The organism is Streptomyces tritici (assembly GCF_048500665.1).
GTDB lineage: Bacteria > Actinomycetota > Actinomycetes > Streptomycetales > Streptomycetaceae > Streptomyces > Streptomyces tritici.
Window position 1 is genome coordinate 1959081 of sequence record NZ_CP183183.1, and the last position, 23711, is coordinate 1982791.

Annotated in this window: 23 protein-coding genes; 12 read left to right on the forward strand and 11 right to left on the reverse strand. The window is 72.0% G+C overall.

Annotation, left to right across the window (positions count from 1 at the left end):
* Nucleotides 1-138 precede the first annotated feature (138 nt).
* The gene (locus ACNJ93_RS09145; RefSeq protein WP_418956859.1) at nt 139-942 is read left to right on the forward strand and encodes a TerD family protein; all 804 of its coding nucleotides are present in this window, start codon (nt 139-141) and stop codon (nt 940-942) included.
* A 60-nt stretch (nt 943-1002) separates the two neighbouring features.
* Here the strand turns inward: ACNJ93_RS09145 and ACNJ93_RS09150 are convergent, their stop codons facing one another.
* The 6 genes from ACNJ93_RS09150 to ACNJ93_RS09175 form a co-directional block, all read right to left on the reverse strand.
* Nucleotides 1003-1740, reverse strand: coding sequence for a TerD family protein (locus ACNJ93_RS09150; protein WP_418956860.1), 738 nt, complete (start codon nt 1738-1740; stop codon nt 1003-1005).
* A 112-nt stretch (nt 1741-1852) separates the two neighbouring features.
* Nucleotides 1853-2998, reverse strand: coding sequence for a DUF475 domain-containing protein (locus ACNJ93_RS09155; RefSeq protein ID WP_418956861.1), 1146 nt, complete (start codon nt 2996-2998; stop codon nt 1853-1855).
* Nucleotides 2999-3028: 30 nt separating this feature from the next.
* Complete coding sequence (locus ACNJ93_RS09160; RefSeq protein WP_418956862.1) at nt 3029-3604, reverse strand: TerD family protein; 576 nt, start codon at nt 3602-3604, stop codon at nt 3029-3031.
* Nucleotides 3605-3701: 97 nt separating this feature from the next.
* On the reverse strand, nt 3702-4277 hold the full coding sequence (locus tag ACNJ93_RS09165) for a TerD family protein (RefSeq protein ID WP_418956863.1): 576 nt from the start codon (nt 4275-4277) through the stop codon (nt 3702-3704).
* 130 nt (nt 4278-4407) lie between these two features.
* Complete coding sequence (locus ACNJ93_RS09170; RefSeq protein WP_418956864.1) at nt 4408-4866, reverse strand: peroxiredoxin; 459 nt, start codon at nt 4864-4866, stop codon at nt 4408-4410.
* A 101-nt stretch (nt 4867-4967) separates the two neighbouring features.
* Entirely contained in the window at nt 4968-5390 is a 423-nt protein-coding gene (locus ACNJ93_RS09175) for a DUF3052 domain-containing protein (RefSeq protein WP_418956865.1), read from the reverse strand.
* 422 nt (nt 5391-5812) lie between these two features.
* On the opposite strand from ACNJ93_RS09175, the gene aceE reads away from it, so the two are divergent.
* Both aceE and ACNJ93_RS09185 read left to right on the forward strand, forming a co-directional pair.
* Nucleotides 5813-8545, forward strand: a complete 2733-nt coding sequence (aceE, locus tag ACNJ93_RS09180) for a pyruvate dehydrogenase (acetyl-transferring), homodimeric type (RefSeq protein WP_418956866.1) — start codon at nt 5813-5815, stop codon at nt 8543-8545.
* Nucleotides 8546-8638: 93 nt separating this feature from the next.
* Nucleotides 8639-9439, forward strand: a complete 801-nt coding sequence (locus ACNJ93_RS09185) for a potassium channel family protein (protein WP_418956867.1) — start codon at nt 8639-8641, stop codon at nt 9437-9439.
* Here ACNJ93_RS09185 and ACNJ93_RS09190 read toward each other — a convergent pair.
* Both ACNJ93_RS09190 and ACNJ93_RS09195 read right to left on the reverse strand, forming a co-directional pair.
* Nucleotides 9420-9890 (reverse strand): peptidase inhibitor family I36 protein, encoded by a 471-nt coding sequence (locus ACNJ93_RS09190; protein ID WP_418956868.1) that lies wholly within the window; start codon nt 9888-9890, stop codon nt 9420-9422. The two genes, ACNJ93_RS09185 and ACNJ93_RS09190, sit on opposite strands and share 20 nt — an antisense overlap.
* Before the next feature lie 173 nt (nt 9891-10063).
* A complete protein-coding gene (locus tag ACNJ93_RS09195; protein WP_418956869.1) occupies nt 10064-11677 on the reverse strand; it encodes an MFS transporter in 1614 nt (537 codons plus the stop codon).
* A gap of 167 nt (nt 11678-11844) precedes the next feature.
* Between ACNJ93_RS09195 and ACNJ93_RS09200 the strand changes: the two genes are divergently transcribed.
* The 8 genes from ACNJ93_RS09200 to ACNJ93_RS09235 all read left to right on the forward strand — a co-directional run bounded on the left by ACNJ93_RS09200 (nt 11845) and on the right by ACNJ93_RS09235 (nt 20600).
* Nucleotides 11845-12459 (forward strand): TetR/AcrR family transcriptional regulator, encoded by a 615-nt coding sequence (locus tag ACNJ93_RS09200; protein WP_418956870.1) that lies wholly within the window; start codon nt 11845-11847, stop codon nt 12457-12459.
* A gap of 310 nt (nt 12460-12769) precedes the next feature.
* Nucleotides 12770-13981: an alpha/beta hydrolase gene (locus tag ACNJ93_RS09205; protein ID WP_418956871.1), complete on the forward strand. Its 1212-nt coding sequence runs from the start codon at nt 12770-12772 to the stop codon at nt 13979-13981.
* Between the two features lie 95 nt (nt 13982-14076).
* Nucleotides 14077-14946, forward strand: coding sequence for a DUF4429 domain-containing protein (locus tag ACNJ93_RS09210; RefSeq protein ID WP_418956872.1), 870 nt, complete (start codon nt 14077-14079; stop codon nt 14944-14946).
* Nucleotides 14947-15190: 244 nt separating this feature from the next.
* Nucleotides 15191-16573, forward strand: coding sequence for a sensor histidine kinase (locus ACNJ93_RS09215; protein ID WP_418956873.1), 1383 nt, complete (start codon nt 15191-15193; stop codon nt 16571-16573).
* On the forward strand, nt 16570-17256 hold the full coding sequence (locus tag ACNJ93_RS09220) for a response regulator (protein WP_418956874.1): 687 nt from the start codon (nt 16570-16572) through the stop codon (nt 17254-17256). Before ACNJ93_RS09215 ends, ACNJ93_RS09220 begins: the two co-directional genes overlap by 4 nt.
* Before the next feature lie 454 nt (nt 17257-17710).
* Nucleotides 17711-18259: a hypothetical protein gene (locus tag ACNJ93_RS09225; protein ID WP_418956875.1), complete on the forward strand. Its 549-nt coding sequence runs from the start codon at nt 17711-17713 to the stop codon at nt 18257-18259.
* A gap of 149 nt (nt 18260-18408) precedes the next feature.
* The gene (locus ACNJ93_RS09230) at nt 18409-19416 is read left to right on the forward strand and encodes an alpha/beta hydrolase (RefSeq protein ID WP_418956876.1); all 1008 of its coding nucleotides are present in this window, start codon (nt 18409-18411) and stop codon (nt 19414-19416) included.
* A complete protein-coding gene (locus tag ACNJ93_RS09235; protein WP_418956877.1) occupies nt 19413-20600 on the forward strand; it encodes an acyltransferase family protein in 1188 nt (395 codons plus the stop codon). Before ACNJ93_RS09230 ends, ACNJ93_RS09235 begins: the two co-directional genes overlap by 4 nt.
* 87 nt (nt 20601-20687) lie before the next feature.
* Here the strand turns inward: ACNJ93_RS09235 and ACNJ93_RS09240 are convergent, their stop codons facing one another.
* The gene (locus tag ACNJ93_RS09240) at nt 20688-21698 is read right to left on the reverse strand and encodes an aldo/keto reductase (protein WP_418956878.1); all 1011 of its coding nucleotides are present in this window, start codon (nt 21696-21698) and stop codon (nt 20688-20690) included.
* Nucleotides 21695-22117, reverse strand: coding sequence for a MerR family transcriptional regulator (locus ACNJ93_RS09245; RefSeq protein WP_418956879.1), 423 nt, complete (start codon nt 22115-22117; stop codon nt 21695-21697). Before ACNJ93_RS09245 ends, ACNJ93_RS09240 begins: the two co-directional genes overlap by 4 nt.
* Before the next feature lie 52 nt (nt 22118-22169).
* Between ACNJ93_RS09245 and ACNJ93_RS09250 the strand changes: the two genes are divergently transcribed.
* A complete protein-coding gene (locus ACNJ93_RS09250) occupies nt 22170-22988 on the forward strand; it encodes a serine hydrolase domain-containing protein (RefSeq protein ID WP_418956880.1) in 819 nt (272 codons plus the stop codon).
* Nucleotides 22989-23018: 30 nt separating this feature from the next.
* Here ACNJ93_RS09250 and ACNJ93_RS09255 read toward each other — a convergent pair whose 3' ends face one another.
* Nucleotides 23019-23693, reverse strand: a complete 675-nt coding sequence (locus ACNJ93_RS09255) for a pirin family protein (RefSeq protein ID WP_418956881.1) — start codon at nt 23691-23693, stop codon at nt 23019-23021.
* Between the last annotated feature and the right edge of the window lie 18 nt (nt 23694-23711).

Sequence of the window (23711 nt, forward strand, 5' to 3'; positions counted from 1 at the left end):
TACGTAGGTGCGGGTGTCCACAGTTCCCCGAGTGCATGAAATCCAGGTAACTCGTCCGTATCCCTCCCCTTCCGTAGGTGTGGTCGGCGCGCCGTGTACCGCCCCCCGCGTTGTCCGGAGGGGAGGCGGGAAGGCAGGATGACGCCCATGACGCACGCGATGCTGAAGGGCTCCAACGTCCCTCTCGACACCGCGGCCGTACGGGCCGTGCTCCGCTGGACCCCGGGCCCCGGGGTCCCCGACGTGGATGCCTCCGCCCTGCTGCTCGGCCCGGACGGGCGCGTGCGTTCGGACGAGGACTTCGTCTTCTACAACCAGCCGCGCCACCCCTCGGGCCTGGTGCGGCGGCTGTCGAAGAAGCGTGAGACCGACGGGCTGACCGACACGATCGAAGCCGATCTGGGCGCGCTGGACCCGTCGGTGGACCAGGTGGTGATCGCCGCCTCCTCGGACGGTGGTGCGTTCCGCTCCGTGACCGATCTGCGGATCCTGCTGTACGACGCGGGCGCGGCCGACCGCGAGCCGCTGGCGCTGTTCGACGTGAAGGCGGAGACCGGCGAGGAGACGGCGATCATCTGCGGCGAGCTGTACCGCCGCGGCGAGGGCTGGAAGTTCCGCGCGGTCGGCCAGGGCTATCCGACCGGCCTGGTCGGTCTGGCGACCGCCTTCGGGATCTCGGTGGACGAGGCCGGCGAGGAGCCGTCGGGCGCCGCACCGGCCGGGCAGGGCACGCCCGCCCCGGCCACCGGGGACGCCGACGCGACCATGGTGCACACGCCGGTGCCGGCTCAGCCCGCCGCGCCGCCCGTTCCCGCCACTCCCCCGGCCCCTGCCACGCCACCCGCCTACGGCTATCCGCAGCCGGTCACGTCGTCCGCGCCTCCCGGCCCGGCCCCGGACTTCCGGCTGCCGCCCATGGGACCGCAGTTCGTACGCCCGTAGACCACCGGCGTCCGCCCGCGGACACGCGTCCGGCCGTAAGGCCGGCTCCGTCGTCACGCCTCAGGCCTTCGTCTTGTAGCCGCGGCCCCACTGGAGTCCCCAGCCGTACAGCCGGTCCAGCTCGGCCTGGAACCCGTACACGAACTTGACCTCCCGGCGCACCACGAGTTCGTCCTTGACGTTCTCGATGCTGAACACGGCGCAGGAGCGGGCCTGCGGGGCCCGCTCGTCCAGTTCGATCTCGATCCGCGGCCCGTTGCTCGGGTAGAGCGTCATCTTGGCGTGGGTGCGGTCGAAGGCCGGTGTCTGGTCGTAGATGTAGACGAAGAACAGCAGCCGCTTGATCTTGTCCTTGTGGTCGAGGTTGACGTAGATCGTCTCGCCGGAGGGCGAGCCGAACCGGTCGTCGCCGCTTAGCTTCACGTACGGCGCCGCGTTCACGTCGCCGAAGTAGCTGCCGAGCGGCTGGACGACGCCCTTGCTGCCGTTGCTGAGCTCGTAGAGGCAGCCGATGTCCAGGTCGACGTTGACGACGCCCTGGGTGTGGCCCTGCACGACCTCGGGCTTGAAGAGCTTGGACGGGTGGCGCAGCAGCCGGCCGCTCTGCCGGGAGCGGCCCTCGATGTCCGAGGTGCGCATCCGCCAGGAGAGGTTGACCCGGAGGTTGCCGGTGGCGGCGCCCTGCTTGGTCAAGGAGACCGACGGCCGTCGCTTGGTCAGCTCGATCGCGTTGCTCGCGGCGCTGCCCGAGTCGAACTGGGCGGCGCTGCCCCGCCACAGACTGTCCCAGAAGGCCATGGCCTCCCACCCCCACCTGTCCCGCCGTGCCCTGTGTGCTGCCGACATGAGCCGCGGGGCGGCCGGGTGCACCGGCCGCCCCGCAGAGAAGCGTTCCTCAGAGTCCGGGTTGTCACACCCCGGACTTCACCTCTGTCTTGTCACCGGGGCTGTCGGCGTTTCCGTCGCCCTCGGCGAGCCGCTTGTTGCGGATCACGGAGGAGGCGAAGGAGGCGGCGATGAGGAACACGCCGATGAAGCCGGTGATGAGCTCGCTGATCTGGTGCTGGATGGTGATCAGCAGGATGACGGCGAGCGCGCCGATGGCGTAGTGCGCGCCGTGCTCCAGGTAGACGTAGTCGTCCAGAGTGCCCTGGCGGACCAGGTAGACCGTGAGCGAACGGACGTACATGGCGCCGATGCCGAGGCCGAGCGCCATCCAGAAGATGTGGTTGGTGATGGCGAAGGCGCCGATCACGCCGTCGAACGAGAAGGAGGCGTCGAGCACTTCCAGGTACAGGAACAGGAAGAACGCCGCCTTGCCTGCGAGACCGACCGCGGAGACCGGCTTGCCCTGGGCCTTGGCCTTCTCCTCCTCCTCGTGCTCGCGCTCCTCCTCTTCCTCGAGCTTGTCCTCGAAGTAGCCGGAGAGACCGCCGACGATGAGGTACGTGATCAGACCGGCGACGCCGGCGAGGAGCACCGTCGCGGACTTGTCCAGGTGTCCGGTGCTGGTGTGCGCCTGCGTGGCGAAGGTCATCGCGGTGACCAGCAGCGCGATCAGGGCGATGCAGACCGACAGCATGTCGACCTTGCCGAGCTTGGCCAGCGGCCGCTCCAGCCAGCCCAGCCACTTGATGTCGCGCTCCTCGAAGATGAAGTCGAGGAAGATCATCAGCAGGAACATGCCACCGAAGGCCGCGATGGCCGGGTGCGCGTCGGTGACCAGGGCCTCGTACTTCTCCGGCTCGTCGAGCGCCAGCTGGATGGCCTCGATGGGGCCGACCTTGGCACTGATCGCGACGATGGCGACGGGGAACACGAGCCGCATGCCGAAGACGGCGATGAGGATGCCGACCGTCAGGAAGATCTTCTGCCAGAAGGCATTCATCTTCTTCAGAATGCCGGCGTTGACGACAGCATTGTCGAAGGACAGCGAGATCTCGAGGATCGACAGGATCAGTACGACCCCGAACGCCTCCCACCCCCACTGCCACGCGGCGAAGGCCAGGCCGAGCGCAGTGACTGCGAACGACCAGCCGAAGGTTTTCAGAACCACTGTCTACCCCATCGTCATAAGTACGCGGCTTTACGAAACGTTGACCCCGAAGTCTAGAGCGATGCCGCGCAGTCCGGACGCGTACCCCTGGCCTACGGCCCGGAACTTCCATTCGGCGTTGTAGCGGTAGAGCTCGCCGAAGATCATCGCGGTCTCGGTGGACGCGTCCTCGGAGAGGTCGTAGCGGGCGAGTTCCTGGCCGTCGGCCTGGTTCACCACGCGGATGAAGGCATTGCTGACCTGGCCGAAGGTCTGGCCGCGGTTGTCGGCCTCGTGGATCGAGACCGGGAAGATGATCTTGTCGCACTGCAGCGGGACCTTCGTGAGGTCCACGATGAGCGACTCGTCGTCGCCGTCGCCCTCGCCGGTGAGGTTGTCGCCGGTGTGCTCCACGGAACCCTCGGGGCTCCTGAGGTTGTTGTAGAAGACGAAGTACTCGTCCCCGAGCACGCGCCCCGACTGGCACAGCAGCGCGCTGGCGTCGAGGTCGAAGGGCGCACCCGTGGTGGAGCGCGCGTCCCAGCCGAGGCCGACGAGCACCTGGGTGAGATTGGGTGCGGCCTTGGAGAGGGAGACATTGCCTCCCTTGGCGAGCGTGACGCCCATGACGATGGTCCTCCCCGGTTCAGTTTTCTCTCGCTGAAGGCGCGTCCGGCGCCGCACGGAAACGTGCGGCGCCGGACGGGCGGTACTGCGGTACGGCTCAGACGTTGACGCCGAAGTCCTGCGCGATGCCGCGCAGGCCGGAGGCGTAGCCCTGGCCGACCGCGCGGAACTTCCACTCGGCACCGTGGCGGTACAGCTCGCCGAAGACCATGGCGGTCTCGGTCGAGGCGTCCTCGGACAGGTCGTACCGGGCGATCTCGGCGCCGCCGGCCTGGTTGACGACGCGGATGAACGCGTTGCGCACCTGGCCGAAGGACTGCTGGCGGTTCTCGGCGTCGTAGATCGACACCGGGAACACGATCTTGGCCACGTCGGCCGGCACGGCCGCGAGGTTGACCTTGACCTGCTCGTCGTCGCCCTCGCCCTCACCGGTGAGGTTGTCGCCGGTGTGCTCGACCGAGCCGTCCGCGCTCTTCAGGTTGTTGAAGAACACGAAGTCCTGGTCGTTGCGCACCTTGCCGGCCTCGTTGACGAGGATGGCACTGGCGTCCAGGTCGAAGTCCGTACCGGTGGTGGTGCGGACGTCCCAGCCGAGACCGACCGTGACGGCGGTCAGGCCGGGGGCCTCCTTGGTCAGCGAGACGTTGCCGCCCTTGCTGAGGCTGACTCCCACGAGTCCCTCCATTGGTTTCCAGGGGCAGCGCCCCCGTCGTGCGTTGGCAGTCGGATCAACGATTGGATCCTAGTGAGCGGTTCCCGGCAGGGGCAGACTTTTCCGAGGTGTCGGCCCATCGGACGCCGGATCAGAGGGTGTCGAGCGCCTTGACGTAGTCGTTCAGATCGCGGGCGTCGGGCAGGTCGTTGACGACGGACCAGCGCACCACGCCCTCCTTGTCGATGATGAAGGTGCCGCGCACGGCGCAGCCCTTGTCCTCGTCGAAGACCCCGTACGCGCGGGAGGCCTCGCCGTGCTTCCAGAAGTCGGAGAGCAGCGGGTACTCCAGGCCCTCCTGCTCGGCGAAGACGCGCAGGGTGTGGATGGAGTCGTTGGAGACGGCGAGCAGCTGGGTGTCGTCGTTCACGAACTTCGGCAGGTTGTCGCGCAGCTCGCAGAGCTCACCGGTGCAGACGCCGGTGAAGGCGAACGGGTAGAAGAGAAGCACCACGTTCTTCTCGCCGCGGAAGTCGGAGAGCTTCACGGTGCGGCCGTGGTTGTCCTTGAGCTCGAAGTCCGGGGCCTCGGTGCCGACCTCGATCGCCATGACAGACGTTTCCCTTCATTGGGCCGAAGTGGTGAACCCCCACCCTACGCACGGAGCCCCCGCCGGGTGTATTCGGCGGGGGCTCCGGTGCAGCGTCGGGATCAGCGCTTGGGGGTGGCCAGGCGGGTGCCCGTCCAGTCCTTGGCGACGCTGATGCTCTTGGTCTGGGAGAGACCAGCTGTCTGCGCGGCATCGTTGATGTCGCTCGGCTCGATGTAGCCGTCGCGGCCGGTCTTCGGGGTCAGCAGCCAGATCATGCCGCCGTCCTCCAGCAGACCAATGGTGTCCACCAGGGCGTCGGTGAGGTCACCGTCCTCGTCGCGGAACCAGAGCACGACGACATCGGCGACGTCGTCGTAGTCCTCGTCCACGAGCTCCTGGCCGATGGTGGACTCGATGCCTTCACGGAGATCGAAATCGACGTCGTCGTCGTAGCCGATCTCCTGGACCACCTGTCCGGGCTCGAACCCCAGCCTAGCCGCCGGGTTGGTCCGCTCCTCCGCGTGGTCCGCGGTCGCGCTCACGGCTTGCCTCCTGATCGTTTTCGGGAAATGTGTTGCGTTCCGCGCGCGTGCGCACGGTGTTGGCCGTAGTCCACACGGGCCGGGCGGATCGCGCAAGTACCCGGCCAACGAGACCGCCGAAACGGTGACGTTTGGGGCCGTCTCGCCGCAACTCCGGGAAGCGGGGCCGTACGCTCCGTGATCGCCCCCACACCCTTCGTCCGGCTTTGAATCCATCCGTGGCTTCAGTCTGCCGAACGCAGCGACGAAACGCATGCGCGGCTTGGGCGTAAGGTTGCGATTTGACCGACCGGGCACCCCCTGGGGGTTACCTCTCGGTAGAGATGACGTCTGGACCCGTGGGGTACACGATGGTGGCGGCGCGACAGCTCTCCGCAATCCCGACCGTCACCCGTGGCTCCACCGAACAGCGAAGGAACAGCGTGGCTTCCGGATCCGATCGCACCCCGATCATCATTGGCGGCCTGCCCAGCCAGGTCCCGGACTTCGATCCCGAGGAGACCCAGGAGTGGCTCGACTCGCTCGACGCCGCCGTCGACGAGCGCGGCCGTGAGCGGGCCCGCTACCTGATGCTCCGCCTGATCGAGCGGGCCCGCGAGAAGCGTGTGGCCGTGCCCGAGATGCGCAGCACGGACTACGTCAACACCATCGCCACCAAGGACGAGCCGTTCTTCCCCGGCAACGAGGAGATCGAGCGCAAGATCCTCAACGCCACCCGCTGGAACGCCGCGGTGATGGTCTCCCGCGCCCAGCGCCCGGGCATCGGGGTCGGCGGCCACATCGCGACCTTCGCCTCCTCCGCCTCGCTGTACGACGTCGGCTTCAACCACTTCTTCCGGGGCAAGGACGAGGGCGACGGCGGCGACCAGATCTTCTTCCAGGGGCACGCCTCCCCGGGCATCTACGCCCGCGCGTTCCTGCTGGACCGGCTGAACGAGACGCAGCTCGACGCGTTCCGCCAGGAGAAGTCGAAGTTCCCCAACGGACTGTCGTCGTATCCGCATCCGCGGCTGATGCCGGACTTCTGGGAGTTCCCGACCGTCTCCATGGGCCTGGGTCCGCTCGGCGCGATCTACCAGGCGCGGATGAACCGCTACATGGAGGCGCGCGGCATCGCCGACACCTCCAAGTCGCACGTCTGGGCGTTCCTCGGGGACGGCGAGATGGACGAGCCGGAGTCGCTCGGCCAGCTGACCCTCGCGGCCCGGGAGGGCCTGGACAACCTGACCTTCGTGGTCAACTGCAACCTGCAGCGCCTCGACGGCCCGGTGCGCGGCAACGGCAAGATCATCCAGGAGCTGGAGTCGGTCTTCCGGGGCGCCGGCTGGAACGTGATCAAGCTGGTCTGGGACCGCTCCTGGGACCCGCTGCTCGCGCAGGACCGCGACGGGGTGCTCGTCAACAAGATGAACACCACGCCGGACGGCCAGTTCCAGACGTACGCGACGGAGACCGGCGCGTACATCCGCGACCACTTCTTCGGCGACGACCACCGGCTGCGCGCCATGGTCGAGAACATGACCGACGACCAGATCCTGCACCTGGGCCGCGGCGGTCACGACCACAAGAAGATCTTCGCGGCGTTCTCCGCGGCCAAGGCGCACAAGGGCCAGCCGACGGTGATCCTCGCCAAGACGATCAAGGGCTGGACCCTCGGCCCCAACTTCGAGGGCCGCAACGCGACCCACCAGATGAAGAAGCTGACGGTCGACGACCTCAAGGGCTTCCGCGACCGGCTGCACATCCCGATCACGGACCAGCAGCTGGAGAGCGGCCTGCCGCCGTACTACCACCCGGGGCGGGACTCCGAGGAGATCCAGTACATGCACGACCGCCGCAAGCAGCTCGGCGGGTACGTGCCCACGCGTGTGGTGCGCTCCAAGCCGCTCGTCCTGCCGGACGACAAGGCCTACGCGGCGGTGAAGAAGGGCTCCGGCCAGCAGTCGATCGCCACCACGATGGCGTTCGTGCGGCTGCTGAAGGACCTGATGCGGGACAAGGAGATCGGCAAGCGGTTCGTGCTGATCGCGCCGGACGAGTACCGCACGTTCGGCATGGACTCCTTCTTCCCGAGCGCCAAGATCTACAACCCGCTGGGCCAGCAGTACGAGGCCGTCGACCGCGAGCTGCTGCTCGCGTACAAGGAGTCCCCGACCGGGCAGATGCTGCACGACGGCATCTCCGAGGCGGGCTGCACCGCCTCGCTGATCGCCGCCGGTTCCGCGTACGCCACCCACGGCGAGCCGCTGATCCCGGTGTACGTCTTCTACTCGATGTTCGGTTTCCAGCGGACCGGCGACCAGTTCTGGCAGATGGCGGACCAGCTGGCGCGCGGCTTCGTGCTGGGCGCGACGGCCGGCCGGACGACGCTGACAGGCGAGGGCCTGCAGCACGCCGACGGCCACTCGCAGCTGCTCGCCTCGACGAACCCGGGCTGCGTCGCGTACGACCCGGCGTACGGCTTCGAGATCGCGCACATCGTCAAGGACGGTCTGCGCCGCATGTACGGCCCCGACGCCGAGGACGTCTTCTACTACCTGACCGTCTACAACGAGCCGATCCAGCACCCGCAGGAGCCGGCCGGTGTGGACGTCGAGGGCATCCTCAAGGGCGTCCACCGCTTCAAGGCGGGCGAGGCCGGCACGATCCCGGCGCAGATCATGGCCTCGGGCGTCGCCGTGCCGTGGGCCCTGGAGGCACAGAAGATCCTCGCCGAGGAGTGGAACGTCCGCGCCGACGTCTGGTCCGCGACCTCGTGGAACGAGCTGCGCCGCGAGGCCGTCGAGGTCGACGAGCACAACCTGCTCCACCCGGACGAGGAGCAGCGCGTCCCGTACGTGACCCGCAAGCTCCAGGGCGCCGAGGGCCCGTTCGTGGCCGTCTCCGACTGGATGCGCTCGGTGCCGGACCAGATCGCCCGCTGGGTGCCCGGCCGGTACACCTCGCTGGGCGCGGACGGTTTCGGTTTCGCCGACACCCGGGGAGCGGCACGCCGCTACTTCCACATCGACGCCCAGTCGATCGTGCTCGCGGTGCTGACCGAGCTGGCCAAGGACGGCAAGGTGGACCGCTCGGCGCTGAAGCAGGCCGTGGACCGCTACCAGCTGCTCGACGTGGCGGCGGCGGACCCGGGCGCCGCGGGCGGCGACGCGTAGACGTACGTCGTGCCGTGCGCGGGGCCGGGATCGCCCGGCCGCGCGCACGCCGGCACGGGCGCGGGCTGAACGCGCCCCCGCGCCCTGCCTACGATGCCCGGCATGAAGGAACGCTGGGAGCAATACACCCAAACACCGCTGCTGGCTCTGGCCGTGGCCTTCGGCATCGCCTACGCGGTGCCGATCGTCGCGCCGGACGCCGACCGCTGGGTCCACGAGCTGTGCCTGACCGTGGAGTGGGTGGTCTGGGGCGCCTTCGCCGTCGACTACGCCGTACGTCTGGCGCTCGCGCCCGCCAGGTGGCGCTTCGTCCGCAGTCATCCGCTGGACCTCCTCGCGGTGCTCCTTCCTCTCGTGCAGCCCCTGCGGCTGCTGCGGGTGGTCTCCACGCTCCTCCTCGTCGGCCGGCGGGCCCGGATGGCCCCGCAGATCACGCTCACCACCTATGTGGCGGGCGCCGTGGTCGGGCTGATGATGTTCGGCTCGCTGGCCGTGCTGCACGTGGAGCGCTCGGCCCCCGACGGCAACATCAAGACGCTGGGCGACGCGGTCTGGTGGTCGTTCACCACGATGACCACCGTCGGGTACGGGGATCACGCCCCGACCACGGGCCTCGGCCGCGTCCTCGCGGTGGGCCTGATGCTCTCGGGCATCGCCCTGCTCGGTGTGGTCACCGCGAACATCGCGGCCTGGTTCATCGCCCGCTTCGACCGGGACGACGCCCAGGAGCGCCGGCAGACCGAGCTCCTGGAGGCGCTCACCCACGAGGTGCGGGAGCTGCGCGCCGAGGTGGCCCGGCTCCAGGCCGCGCCGCCCGCGCCAGTCACCGAGGTCCCGGCCCCGGCAGGCGGCCCGGCCGAGGCCGTGCCCGCCCCTACCGCTCCCAGAGCTTGAAGGCTCTGACCTGGTAGGGGCTCTGCGGCACCCACGTGCCCGTCCCCGGGTACGTCTCGAACTGGCCGGTCTCCGCGCACTCCGCGGACTGGTAGGTCGTCACCGGCCGCCCCGTCCGGTTGGCCAGCGCCTGGGCGCTCGTCCCGGCCGGCAGCGCCACGCAGCTCTCGATGTCGGTGTCGGCCAGCTCGTGGGTGCTCGCCCGGCCCCTGAAGTCGGACTTCGGCCACAGACACAGCTGCCCCGCCCCGCAGGCCCCGAGCCTGGGCTGCCCGGCCGCCGCGGGCGCCATCGCAGGCACCGCCCCGGGTGCCGTCGCGGGCGCCGCCGCCCCCGCCGCCGTCGCGGAAGCCGCGGGCCGGGCGGTCGCCGGCGCGCCCGCCGGCAGTGCGGCCAGCCCCAGCAGGACGACCGGCACGACGGCCGCCGCCGTCCTCGTACGCGTATGCATCACAGGAACCCCCGTTCGCTCGTTCATCACTCTCCGTAATCAGAATCTTGGAGGTGTCACGCAGCGTTGGGAAGAGGCCAGAGCCCACTTCACCCGAACAGGGGAAAGGCCCCGCCGGACGGATCCGGCGGGGCCTGACCCGGAGGACCGGGTCGGCTCGGAGAAGACCGAGGTCAGATGTGGGCCGCGCCCGCACCCGCCTCCGCGTTCTCGCCGCGCTTCGTCAACATGGCGACCAGCGCCGCGGCGACCGCGACGACACCGGCGACGGTGAACGCGAGCCCCATGCCCGACATGAACGTGTCGTGGATGACCTTGCCGATCGAGGCCAGCAGGTCCGGGGTCATCCCCGGCGCCTTGCCCAGCTCCGCGGGCACCACGCCGAACTCGGCGGCCTGCTCCAGCCGCGGGTCCGGCGGGACGGGGATGCCGGCGTCCTTCCAGTTCTCCTCGAACACGCTGCTGACCTTGGAGGACATCACCGCACCGAGGACGGCCGTGCCGAGCGCGCCGCCGACCTGCATGGCGGCCTGCTGCAGACCGCCGGCCACGCCGGACAGCTCCAGCGGCGCGTTGCCGACGATGACCTCGGTGGCGCCCACCATGACCGGGGCGAGCCCCAGGCCGAGCAGGGCGAACCACAGCGACATCGCGAGCGTCCCGGTCTCCGGGGTCAGGCTGATCATGCCGAACATCGCGGTCGCGGTGCAGACCATGCCTCCGACCAGCGGGATGCGCGGGCCGAACTTCGTGATCAGCGCGCCCGCCAGCGGCGAGGAGACGATCATCATCGCGGTCAGCGGCAGCAGGTGCAGACCGCTGTCGACCGGGCTCAGCCCCTTCACGCCCTGCAGATAGAAGGTGACGAAGAACAGACCGCCCATGAAGGCGAAGGCCATCAGGACCATCAGCACCACGCCGGCCGACAGCGGGACGGACCGGAACATACCCAGCGGGATGAGCGGCTCCTTGACCTTGGTCTCCCAGAGGGCGAAGAGCACGAAGAGGGCGATCGCGCCGCCGAGGAAGCCCCAGGTGTTGCCGCTGGACCAGCCCCAGGACTCGCCGGCCTTGATGATGCCCCAGATGAGGGAGCCCATCGCGCCGGAGAGCAGCAGGATGCCGAGCAGGTCGAAGGAGCGCGGCGCGTTCTCGGCGCGGTGGTCCTTCAGGATCACCAGGCCGAGGACCAGCGCGAGTATGCCGACCGGCACGTTGATGAAGAACACGGACTGCCAGTTGACGTGCTCGACGAGCAGACCGCCGACGATCGGGCCGCCGGCGGTGGAGGCGCCGATGACCATGCCCCAGATGCCGATCGCCATGTTGAGCTTCTCGGCGGGGAAGGTGGCGCGCAGCAGGCCCAGCGCGGCCGGCATCAGCAGCGCGCCGAAGAGGCCCTGCAGGACGCGGAAGCCGATGACGAGCGCGATCGAGTCGGACAGGCCGATGGCGCCGGAGGCCGCCGCGAAGCCGGCGATGCCGATGAGGAAGGTCTGCCGGTGGCCGAAGCGGTCACCGAGCTTGCCGGCGGTGATGAGCGCGACGGCGAGGGCGAGCAGATAGCCGTTGGTGATCCACTGGACGTCGGCCATCGACGCCTTCAGATCCTTCTGGATGGCCGGGTTGGCGATGGCGACGATGGTGCCGTCCAGCGCGACCATCATCACGCCGACGGCCACGGCGAAGAGCGTCAGCCAGGGGTGGCCGCGCAGGCCCTGGTTCTGCTCCGGTACGGAACTCGGCTCCTTCGGCTGAGGCGCCTTGTCGATGGTCTGACTAGTCATGGGAACGAGGCTAGTGTCAGTCGCTGACAATTGACAAAGCAGTTCATACGCCGGTAACTGTCATGTTGCTCACAGGTACGCTGATCCGGTCCGAGTGGCAGAAAGAGGACCATCAAGTGACGCCCAGCGGTGCCGCGACCCGCTCCGTATCCGGACCCCCGACGGGCTTGCGCGAGCGCAAGAAGCAACGCACGCGCGACGCCCTGCTGCGGTCCGCGCTGGAGTTCTTCACCACGCAGGGCTACGAGCAGACGACCGTCGACGAGATCGCCGACTCGGTCGAGGTCTCCCAGCGCACGTTCTTCCGCTACTTCGCCAGCAAGGAGGACGTGGCCTTCGCGGTGCAGCAGATGGTCGAGGAGCGCTTCGTGAGCGCCCTGGCCGAACGGCCCGCGCAGGAGGGCCCGTTCGACGCGATGCGCAACGCGGTCCTGAGCTCCTGGGATCGGATCGGCGAGGCGATCGAGGAGGTCGTGCCGGTGGAGCTCTATCTGCGCACGTACCAGATCATCGAGTCCACGCCGGCGCTGCTCGCGGTGCATCTGCGGCGGTCCGCCGAGATGGAGGAGCGCGTCGCGCGCCTGATCGCCGAGCGCGAGGGACTGGACGTGGACGAGGACCCGCGGCCGCGGGTGGCGGTCGCCGCGTTCAGCGGCGTGATGCGGGTGACCGGCCAGTTGTGGGGCCGGGGCACGGACACCACGCTGGAGGCGATCCGCGCGCTGACGGAGCGGTACCTCGACCATCTGGGGCCGTCGTTGACGGAGGACTGGCGCTCCTAGCGACGCGGCCGCGCCGGGAGGACCCGGGCCGCAGACCTGACCTCCGGGCCCCGCCCGAACTCCGGGCCCGCAGACCCGAACCCCGGGGCATTGCCCGACCCTGTACCGCAGACCCGAACCCCCGGCCCCTGCCCGAACCTTGGGCCGCACACCGTACAGACGTCGCGCCGTGAAGCAAGGGCCGCACACCGCCCACACGGGAGCAAGTGTGTACCCACCGTCACCGTAACCGGCGGTATTCCCGCGCCCCTCCGTGATCCGCGTCACCCTCCGCCCGGCCCCCCGCGGGCGTCTCCTAGGGTGTTCCGCAGTGACTTCCTTCGACTCCTCCCCCACCCTCGCCGCCTGGCGCATGCTGCTCGCGCTGGCCGTCGTGTTCGTCCTCCTCGCGACGACCGGATGGACGACCATCCGACGTCAGCCCGGGTCGGAGGACCCGTACCGGGCCGCGCTCGCCGCCTGGACGCACGGTTCGGCCGCCGACCGGCGGCTGCCCGATCCGGCCTCCCCCGCCCGTACCGTCGCCGCGTTCTTCCAGGCGATCGGAGCGAAACGGGGGGCGCGGCTCGCCGACGAGCACCCGCTGATCGTGGGCAATCTCGACGGCGCGCCGGTCACCCTCCGCTACCGCGCGAACCGGCTCTCGCTGCGCCGCGCCCTGGACGCCGAGCGGCGCCGCCTCGCCGAGGCGCGGCTCAGCCGGGACGGCCGGCGGGACGCGACGCGCCGGGCGCACCGGTTCGCCTCGCTGATGGAGCGGAAGCGGCAGATCCTCGCGTTCGACCCGACCGGGAGCGGTCGCACCGCCGAGGTCCTCGGGGACCTGGACCGGGCGCAGCGGGTGTCGGTGATCGTGCCCGGCGTCGACACCAACCTGCTCACGTTCCAGCGGACTCGCGGCCGCTACACCGCCCCGGCGGGCATGGCGCGCTCGCTGTACGACGCCGAGCGGCGGGCCGCGCCCGGGGCGCGCGTCGCGGTCATCGCCTGGGCCGACTACACCTCGCCGGTCGGCGTCGGCATCGACGCGGCGATCGGGCGGCTCGCGGAGAGCGGGGCGGTGCGGCTCGTGAACATGACGAACGCCCTGCCGGGGACGTCGCGGGTCACCCTCTTCTGCCACAGCTACGGCTCCGTGCTCTGCGGGGTCGCCGCGGGCCGGCTGCCGGAGCGCGTCACGGACGTCGCGGTGGCGGGCAGTCCGGGCATGCGGGTGGACAGCGCGGCCGAACTGGCCACGCGGGCGCGGGTGTGGGCGATGCGGGACGCGGACGACTGGATCCAGCGGGTGCCGAACCTGGAGATCGGCGGCGTCGGACACGGGGCGGATCCGGCGGAGCCGGCGTTCGGGGCGCGGCTGCTCTCTTCGGCGGGCGCCGACGGTCACACGGGCTATTTCGAGCCGGGCACGGAGAGCCTCGACAACTTCGCCGACATAGGGGTCGGGGCGTACCAGGAACTGAGGTGCGCGAGCGCCGACAGCGCCTGTCGCCGTGGAATTTCCGGTGCGGCGGGGGCCTGACGCGCGTAGAGCGCGGGAGAGCACGGGAGTTCGCCGGGGGGACGGCGGGGCCGGCAGGGGCGACTCCGTGGCCGGTGCCGCATACGATGAGGCGCATGGGTGATGTGCTGGCCGGAATTCATGCCACCTGGGAGTTCGAGACCGACGCCGTGCTCATCCGCTTCGAACGGGGGATTCGTACGCCCAGGCTGTTCCAGGCACTGCGCGAACGGCGCGTGCCGCACGAGGCGTTGAGCGGGGTGACGCTCACGCCGGGCAAACGCGGGACCGTGGTGCTGCACGCCGTGCCGCGCCCCGGGGCCGATCCTTTGATGGAGGCGGCGGCGGGGCAGCTGAAGGAGGGGTGCGATCCGTACCGCCTGGTGCTGCCGGCGGACCGGGAGACGCTGGCGGAGTACTACGCGGACGAACTGCGTCCGCTGGTCGCGGCGGGCGCGGAGCCCTCGGACGGCTATCTGGTGGCTGCGCCCGAGGGGCCGCAGTCCTTCAAGGCGTACGACGGCCGCGCCAGCTTCGACGGGGAGGGCGAGGTCGCGTTCCGCTGGTCGTGGACGGGGGCGTCGTCGGCGAAGTGGAAGGCCGGGGACCAGGCGTTCGCGGTGCGCGAGCTGAGCGGGGTTGAGTGGCGCTCGCCGGACGTGCTGGACGGCTACCTGCGGCTGCTGCGGCGCGACCGCGAGGCCGGTACGCAGCCGGCGCAGGCCGATCTCGACCCGGCGGCGGTCGTCTTCGGCCTCGGGTACGGGCCGGTCCACGAGTCGCTGCCGTTCGCGGCGGCGGTCCTCGCGGCGATCCGCGAGGCGGGCACGGAGGAGCCGGTCCCGGCGGAGGTGACGGCGGGGGCGCGACGCGATCCCGCGGACATCGCCGAAAGGATCCGGCACCTGGGCGACCTGCACCGGGCGGGCCTCGTGACGGACGAGGAATTCACGACCAAGAAGCGCGAGCTGCTGGCGGAGCTGTAGGACGGCGCTCCGGCGGGGCGTGGGCTCGGCGCGGGGCCGGAGACGCGCACGCCCTGCGCGCCGCGGCCCGCGCGGGCCTGCGCCCGTCGGCCCCGCTGGGCGTGGAGCATGGCGCGGGGGCTCGGCATGGGGCCGTGACGAGGGGCTCGGGCGGGTCATACCTCGGTAGCAGGGGTGGGGGTGTTCAGGGCCAGTCCTCGGTATGACGTGCGGTCGGGGTGCGGGTGCCTAGGGTGGGCGGGTCATGAGCAATGGATCATCCACACCCCGAGCGAGGCGCCTGGCGCGGTTGCGGGCGCTTGTGCGGCGCGGCGTGCCCGCGGGCGCGCGCCGGCCCCTGCACGCCCTCGGGCTCGCCCTCGCCACGCCGCGGCCCGCCGCGCCGCTCCTCGCGGACGCCCGGTACGTGTGGCTGCGCCACCTGCCGTACGTCGTGGCGTTCGCGTTCGTCGCCACGCTGCTGCCCGTCACCATCACCGTCCTCACCCAGGACTACCGCCTCGACGGCGCGCTCGCCGGCGCGCTCGCCACCGCGCAGACCGCGCCGCTCCTGCTCGCCGTGACCCGGCCGCTCCAGTCCTGGTGGATCATCCTGTCCGCCGACGTCGCCGGAGCGCTCCTGCTGATCGCGGCGGACGGGACCGCGGGGCGGCAGTGGCCCTGGACCCCCATGGTCGTCGTCGGGTACCTCGCGCTGATGCTCGCCGTCGGGCTGCGCGAGCCCCGCCGGACGCTCATCGGCGTCTGGCTCGTCACCGGCGCCGCCGGCTGGCTGTGCGGGCTGATCGCGCCCAACCTGAGCCAGCCCGTGCACGTCCTGCTGTTCGTGCTCAGCGGCGTCGTGCTGCTCGTCACCGGAACCCTGCGCGAACGCGGCGACGCACAGCGGCGGCTCGTCGAGCAGGAGACCATCAGCGAGGCGGAACGGGCGCGCCGCACGCTCCTGGAGGAGCGCGCCCGCATCGCCCGCGAGCTGCACGACGTGGTCGCCCACCACATGTCGGTGATCACCGTCCAGGCCGATTCGGCCCCGTACCGGATCCCCGGCCTGCCGGACGCCGCCCGCGAGGAGTTCGGCTCCATCGCCGCCTCCGCGCGGGAGTCCCTCGCGGAGATGCGGCGGCTGCTGGCCGTGCTGCGCAGCGACGGCACGGAGGGGGAACGGGCCCCGCAGCCGGGCCTCGACCGCGTGCAGCAGCTCGTCGAGGCGACGGTACGGGCGGGCGTGCCGGCGGAGTTGTCGCTGGCGACGGAGCTCGGTGACGTGCCGCAGACAGTGGACCTCTCCGCGTACCGCATCGTGCAGGAGGCCCTCGCGAACGTGGTCCGGCACGCGCCGGGCGCGCCCACCCGGGTGTCGGTGCGGCCGGACGAGGACGGGGCGTGGCTGACCGTCCTGGTGGTCAACGGGCCCTCCCCGGAACGCGATGCGCGTCGTTCGCCGCTGGAGAGCACCGGGACCGGGCACGGGCTGGTCGGGATGCGGGAACGCGTACGGTTGACCGGCGGCTCGCTCGACACCGGGCCGCTGCCGGACGGCGGCTTCCGGGTCGCGGCGCGTCTGCCGCTGCGTACGGATCCGGCGGCGTCCGGCACGGCCACCTCGGTGAAGGGCTCCCTCTCGTGACCATCCGCGTGATCATCGTCGACGACCAGGCCATGGTGCGGGCGGGTTTCGCCGCGCTGCTGTCGGCGCAGGCCGACATCGACGTGGTCGGCGAGGCGCCGGACGGGCGGGCCGGGGTGGAGGTCGCGCGGACCGCGCATCCGGACGTGGTGCTGATGGACGTGCGGATGCCGGAGATGGACGGGCTCGCGGCGGCGCGGGAGATCCTCACGGGCGGGGTCGGCGCCGTGCACCGGCCGCGGGTGCTGATGCTGACGACGTTCGACGTGGACGACTACGTCTACGAGGCGCTGCGCGCCGGGGCGTCGGGCTTCCTGCTGAAGGACGCGCCGCCGGCGGACCTCATCGCGGCGGTGCGGGTGGTCGCGGCGGGCGAGGCGCTGCTCGCGCCCTCGGTCACGCGCCGCCTGATCGCCGACTTCGCGGCGCAGCGGCCGGCCCCGCGGCGGGACCGCGCCGCGCTGCGGCTGAACGGGCTGACGCCGCGCGAGACGGAGGTCCTGGAGCTGATCGCGCGGGGGCTGTCGAACCAGGAGATCGCGGAACGGCTGGTCCTGGCGGAGCAGACGGTGAAGACGCACATCGGGCGCGTCCTGGCCAAGCTGGATCTGCGGGACCGGGCGCAGGCGGTGATCTTCGCGTACGAGTCGGGGCTGGTGCGCCCGGGGGACGGGGCGGCCTGAGCACGGACCGGGACGGAACCGAGGCCGTGGCCGAGGCCGTGACCCAGGCCGGGGCCGTGACCGAGGCCGGGCCGAGGCCGTGACCCAGGCCGGGCCGAGGCCGTCGCCCAGGCCGTGACCTAGGCCGAGGGAGTCGCCGAGGCGCCGAAGCGCCACGGCCTGGCAGCACGGCCCCGCCCTCCGGTCGGCCTACCTCGGCCGCGAGCCGCGGGCCGCCCGCCCCGCGTCACGCGCACCGCCCCGCCCGGCGTCACACCAGCCGCCCCCGCCACCACGCACGCCGCCCGCCCGGCGTCACACGCGCCGCCCTCGCCGCGTGTCACCACCCACCCCCGGCGTCACGCACACCGCCCCCCGCCGCGCGTCACGCACTCCGCCCGAGATCGGCCAACGCCCGTCACAGCCTGGCGAATTCACGCCCCCGCCGCCCCGCGCCCCCGCCTACGCTGGGCGCATGAGCATAGGGGCCGTGGTGATCGCGATCGTCGGTGTGGCGGGGACTCTGGGGGCTGCGGTGTTGACGCAGCGGGGCGCCGACCGGACCAAGCGGCGGGAGTTGGAGCTGTCGCGGGCCTTGCAGGAGGCGCGCGAGTACCGCGACCTGCGTCGCCGGTGCTACTCGGAACTGCACCGGGACGCCCGGCAGTTCGCCACCGCCCTGAGCCGGCACCTGTTCGTCATGGCGAACCGCGCCCCCGGCGAGGAGGACGTCCGGGCGCTCGAAGAGGCCAAGGACACCCATCGCAACCGGTGGTCCGAGACGCTGATGATCGCGCCCGACTCCGTGATCGAGCCCGGCTCGGTCGTCAACCGCGCCCTCACCCGGGTCTACGGGCAGGTCAAGCGCCTCGAACAGGGCAACGCCGAGCCGGGCGAGACCGCGGCCTCGGCGGCCGAGGCGCAGCGTGCTCTCTGGCCGCTCATCAAGGACATGCGCGAGGCGATGCGGCGCGACCTCGGCATCACCGAAGGGGCGAGCGAGGGGATCGCAGAGGGGGGTTAGCCCCCGGAACGGCCTGAGGGCTGCCAGTCGTTCCGGGGGTACCCCGGTATGAGCCGGTGATTGGCTTCTCGGTGTGACGTCGCGTCACCCGTCCCCTTCCTACCTTCCTCCCGTCAACGGCGTGGGTGAGGGACCGGGAGGGGCTCGGGATGCGGGGAGATCAGTGGCGGCGGCGGTTCAGGAAGGCCGTCGTCACCGGCGTGCTCGTGGCCGGCGTCGTCGCCGGGACCACAGGGTGGGCCTCGGCCGGGAGCCAGCGGGCCGTCGTCGGGCTGCCCGAGCGGGCGCGGGCGGACTGGATGGCCGACGGGCTGCCCGATCCGGCGGCGCTCACCTCCGAGCGGGCCGGCGCGTACGTCCGCGGGCTGAGCGACGCCCGGCGGCAGGAGCTCGTACGGCGCCACCCCCTCGTCGTCGGCAACCTCGACGGCGTGCCCGTCGCGCTGCGGTACGCCGCCAACGCCCGCTCCCTGCACGGCGATCCGCGGTTCCGCGGCCGGCAGGTGCTCGCCTACGACCCGCGCGGCCGGGGTCAGGTCGCGGTGGTCGAGGGGGACCTGGAGCGCGCCGCGCACGTGGCCGTCGTCGTCCCCGGCTCCGACGTCGACGCCGGCAACAGCGCGTCCCTGCTGGCCAAGGCCGAGGCGCTGCGCGCCGCCGCCGGGCCGGGGACGGCCGTCGTCGCCTGGGCCGGGTACACCACGCCCGTCGGCGTCGGCGTGGACGCCGCGACCGGGGGCCTCGCCGAGGCCGGGGCCGCGCAGCTGATCCGGTTCGTGGACGGGCTCGTCGCCACCGGCGCGCCCGAGCCCGCCGTGTTCTGCCACAGCTACGGCTCCGTCGTCTGCGGTCTCGCCGCCCACCGGCTCAAGGCCCGCGACCTCGTCGTCCACGGCTCCCCCGGCATGCGCGCCGCGAACGTCGGCGAACTGCGCACGTCCGCCCGCGTCTGGGCCGCCAAGGACCCCGACGACTGGATCTCCAAGGTCCCGAACGTCCGGCTCCTGGGGCTCGGCCACGGCGCCGACCCCACCGCCGCCGCGTTCGGCGCGCGGCCCGTCCCCGCCGCCGACGCCCGCGGCCACGACGGGTACTTCGCGCCCGGCACCCAGTCCCTGCGCGCCTTCGCCGCCATCGCCAGGGAGGACGTCCGATGACGCTCGCCGCCTCGATCGACGCCCGTACGCCCGCCCACCGCGACCGCGCCGTCGACGGGCTGCGCGCCCTCGCCCTGCTCGCCGTGCCCACCGGGCACTGGCTGCTCGGCGGGTTCGCGCTCACGCCCGACGGAGCGATCCGCAACGCCAGCCCGCTCACCGCGCTCGGCGGCCTGGCCCCCGTCAGCTGGGTGCTGCAGATGCTGGGGATCTTCTTCCTGGTCGGCGGGTTCGCCTCCGCCCTGTCGTACGCGCGGCACACCGGCCCCGTCCGCGACTGGCTCAAGGGACGGCTCGCCCGGCTCGGCCGGCCCGTGCTCGGGGTCACCGCCGTCTGGGCGGCGCTGCTCGCGCTGCTGCACTACGGGCTCGGGGTGCCCGAGGGCACCCTGCGGACCGCGTCGACGCTGGTCGTGCAGCCGCTGTGGTTCGTCGGCGTGTACACGGTGATCACCGCGCTCACCCCGTACTGCGTGCGCGCCGCCCGCCGGCTCGGCGTGTGGGCCGCGGCCCCGCTGCTCGCCGTGGTCGCCGTCGTCGACGCGCTGCGGTACGGGCCGTACGGCGAGGCGATGCCCGGCTGGCTGAGCCTGGTCAACATCCTGCCGGGCTGGATGTTCGCGTACCAGCTCGGCGTCTCCTGGGCGCAGGGCCGGGTGACCCGGCGGCACGCCTGGGGGCTGCTGCTCGGCGGCGGCGCGCTGTTCGCCGTCCTGCTGCTCGTGCTCCACTACCCGGCGTCCATGGTCGGCGTCCCGGGCGAGGCCCGCACCAACTCCCACCCGCCCTCGCTGCTGGTGCTCGCGCTGGCCGCGGCGCAGAGCGGCGCGGCCGTCCTGCTGCGGGAGCGGCTGGGGCGGCTGCTGCGCCGGCCCGCGCTGTGGGCGCCGGTCGTGGTGGTGAACCTGTCCGCCATGACCATCCTGTGCTGGCACCAGACGGCGATGCTCGCCGCCGCGATCCCGGCCTCGTACGGCGGTGAGCTCACCGGTCTGATCGGCGCGCCCGACACGGCCGGCTGGGTCCTCGCCCGGCTGGCCTGGATGCCGGTGTTCGCCGTGCTGCTGGTCCTGATCGGCCGGTACGCGCGCCGGTTCGAGACCCCCTGGGCGAACACCGGAACGGCCCTGCGCGCCACCGCGGGCGTCCTGGCGGCCGGATTCGCGGTGTTCGCCCTGGCGTGAGCCCCCGACCGCCGAGGACCCCGGCGCGAGCCCATGCCTCAGCCCCACGCCGGTCCCCGACGCCCGATCCCCGACGCCCGACGGCCCCTACTCCCGGCCCACCGCCGTGAACGACATGTCCGGGTAGCGGTCCCCCGCCACCTGCTCCGCGAGCGGCTCCAGCTCCGCCAGTTCGGCGTCCGTCAGCGTGATCCGGGTCGCCGCCGCGTTCTCCTGCAGGCGGGCACGCTTGCGGGTGCCGGGGATGGGGACGACCGTCAGGCCGTGCACCCGGGACCGCTGCTGCACCCACGCCAGGGCCACCTGCGCCGCCGTCGCCCCGTGGGACGCGGCGATCTTGTGGACCGGCGCCAGGAGTTCCGCGTTCCGCTGCGCGTTCGCGCCGCTGAAGCGCGGCTGGACGCGGCGGAAGTCGCCTTCCGACAGGTCCTCGGCCGCGTTCGCGAACGCGCCCGTCAGGAAGCCCCGGCCCAGCGGCGAGTACGGCACGAACGCCACGCCCAGCTCCGCCGCCGCGCCGACCGCGCTGCGCTCCACGTCCCGGGAGAACAGCGACCACTCCGACTGCAGCGCGGCGATCGGGTGCACGGCGTGCGCCTCGCGCAGCTCCGCGCCGGTCACCTCGCTCAGCCCCAGGTGCTTCACCTTCCCCTCCCGCACCAGCTCCGCCATCGTGCCGACGGACTCGGCGAGCGGCACGGCCGGGTCGCGGCGGTGCATGTAGTAGAGGTCGATCGTCTCGACGCCGAGGCGGCGCAGACTGCCCTCCACCGCCTGCCTGATGTACGCCGGGTCGTTGCGGATGCCCCGGTACGCGGGGTCGTCGCTGCGCTCGATGGCGAACTTGGTGGCGAGGGTGATCTCGTCGCGGTGCGCGGCGACGAACGGCGCGAGGAACTTCTCGTTCGCCCCGCGCCCGTACGAGTCGGCCGTGTCGATCAGGGTGACCCCGGCCGCCAGGGCCGCGTCCAGGGTGTCGCGGGCCGCGGCCTCGTCCGTCTCGCCGTAGAACTCGCTGATGCCCATGGCGCCGAAGCCCTGGACGCCGACCTCCGGTCCGTTCTCCCCGAGCCGGACGGTGTCGATCCTGGTGGTCATGTGGTGGATGCCTCCGCTGGGATTCCCGTGAGATTCCCGTAGTGGGTGATCTTGAAGTCGAGGACGGCGAGCGTGTCCTGCAGCTCGGCGATCCGGTGCAGCACGTCGCGCCGGGTGGCCTCCAGCAGCGCCTGCCGCTCCGCGTGGGTGTGGTCGCCCGCCCGCACCAGCTCGGCGTACCGGACCATGTCGGCGACCGGCATGCCGGTCAGCCGCAGCTTGCCCACGAAGGCCAGCCAGTCCAGGTCGCGGCGGGTGAAGCGGCGCTGGCCGGTGTGCGAGCGGTCGACGTGCGGCATCAGTCCGATCCGCTCGTACCAGCGCAGGGTGTGCGCCGTGAGCCCGGTCAGGGCGGCCACCTCGCTGATCGTGTAACGGTCCTTGCCGGAAACGCCCGCCGTGGTCTCGGTCACGCTCATGGCCACCACGCTAGAACCCTGGAGTGCACTCGAAGCAAGTAGGCTCGGGCGCATGCAGAGCCTGGCACTGATCGAGAACTGGCCCGTCCCCGCCGCGGCTTCCGCGGTCGTCCGCGCGGACGGTGCCGTGGCCGGGGCGCACGGACCGACGGACCGGCGGTTCCCGCTCGCCTCGGTGACCAAGCCGCTCGCCGCGTACGCGGTCCTCGTCGCGTACGAGGAGGGAGCGGTCGACCTCGACGAGCCGGCCGGGCCCGAGGGCGCGACCGTACGGCACCTCCTCGCGCACACTTCCGGCCTCGCCTTCGACGAGAACCGCGTCATGGCCGCGCCCGGCACGAAGCGGATCTACTCCAACACCGGCTTCGAGGTGCTGGGCGACCTGGTCGCGAAGGCGACCGACATCCCGTTCGCCGAGTACCTGCGCCAGGCGGTCCTGGAGCCGCTCGGCATGACGGCGACGGCGCTGGAGGGCTCGCCGGCCAAGGACGGCGTGTCCACGGTCGACGACCTGGTGCGGTTCGCCGCCGAGGTGCAGGCCCCGCGGCTCCTCGACCCGCGCACGGTGCTGGACGCGATGACCGTGCAGTACCCGGGCCTGACCGGGATCCTGCCCGGCTACGGGCACCAGCGGCCGAACGACTGGGGGCTCGGCTTCGAGATCCGGGGCGCCAAGTCGCCGCACTGGACGGGCGCTTCGTCCTCGCCGCGGACCTTCGGGCACTTCGGGCAGTCGGGCACGTTCCTGTGGATCGACCCGGACGCGGGCGCGGCGTGCGTGGCCCTGACGGACCGGGCCTTCGGCCCGTGGGCGATCCAGGCCTGGCCGCCGTTCACGGACGCCGTGCTCGCGGAGCTGCGCGCGGCCTAGCCGGCCGACCCCGCACGGCCGCCGTGCGGCTCAACGCGCCGCACGCCAGGGGTCCTTCATCTCCCAGAGCAGCACCTCGGCGTCGTCCGTCGCCATCAGCGCCAGGTCCCGCGCGTCGCCGATCCGGGCCGCGTCGCCGGCGGCCAGTTCCTCGCCGGCGAGCCGGACGGTGCCGCGGACGACGTGGACGTACACGTGGTCGGCGTCCGGCACGGCGGTCCGCTCGCCCGGCTCCAGGCGGCGCACGTGCAGCATCGCGGCGGCCTCGGGCAGCGCGTACGGGGTGGAGTCGGCGATCCCCCGCACGACCTCGTACGCGGGCTCGCCGCCGGGGTCCAGCGGGGCCAGCCACATCTGCACGAACACCAGCGGGCCGGCGCCGTCGTTGCGCTCCACGTGCCGGACGCCGGCGGCGGAGCCGAGCCGCTGGAGATCGCCGGGGCGGACCGTGGTGGCGTGCCCGGCGGAGTCGCGGTGCGTCAGCTCGCCCTCGACGACCCAGGTGACGATCTCGGTGTGGCTGTGCGGGTGCTCGTCGAACCCGGCGCCCGGGGCGAGCCGTTCCTCGTTGCAGGCGAGGAGCGCGCCGAAGCGGAGGTTGTCCGGGTCGTAGTGGGCCCCGAACGAGAACGCGTGCGCCGTCTCGATCCCGGCGGAGGGATCGCCGCCGGCATAGCGCTCGGCGGCGCGCTGAATGCGAATCACGGGGCCCACGGTAGCGCC